Below are 643 nucleotides of genomic sequence, written 5' to 3'. Positions count from 1 at the left end.
CGACCCCCGCGCCCTCGGCCTCACTTCCCGCCATCTCGCCTACATCATCTACACCTCCGGATCCACCGGCACGCCAAAGGGCGTCATGGTCGAGCATGCGAGCGTACTTAACTTCCTAAATGCTTTTTTGGATATATCGAGGATTTCTGCACAGAATACATTTCTCGCTATTACCACTATCTCATTCGATATCGCAGCCTTGGAGCTATATCTCCCGCTAAGCAGCGGAGCTAAAGTTGCATTGGCTAATCATAGGGATGCTACGGAAGCTGTGATGTTGCAGCATCTAGTGGCTTACCACAAGATTTCTGCAATACAGGCCACTCCATCGACATGGAGCATGCTCCTGGATACGGGATGGCAAGGAGCACAACATTTGAATGTTATGTGTGGGGGCGAAGCATTACCAGCAAATCTGTCGTCACGCCTTCGGGAACGGGTAGGGTCTATAAGAAATCTATATGGTCCCACGGAAACAACCATCTGGTCGTCCAGTTTTCTTTTTGACAACTGGACCGAGGCGCCCCACCAAACAGTTCCGATCGGCCGCCCGATTGCGAACACGCGTGTGTATCTTCTCGACCGGCATGGCGCACCGGTGCCGTTCGGGGCGGTCGGCGAGCTCTACATCGGCGGGGCAGGG

The 643-nt window shown here is 54.0% G+C and carries 1 protein-coding gene; it reads left to right on the top strand.

Annotated features, from left to right (window positions below; all coding sequences use genetic code 11):
- A partial coding sequence (locus QN219_RS33775) for an AMP-binding protein (RefSeq protein WP_284004763.1) occupies positions 1-643 on the top strand: 643 nt, incomplete at both ends.

The sequence above is a fragment of the Sinorhizobium sp. 8-89 genome (assembly GCF_030124325.1).
Classification (GTDB): domain Bacteria; phylum Pseudomonadota; class Alphaproteobacteria; order Rhizobiales; family Rhizobiaceae; genus Sinorhizobium.
The sequence above is the reverse complement of the archived record's forward strand: the minus strand, read 5'-3'. Positions and strand labels throughout refer to the sequence as shown.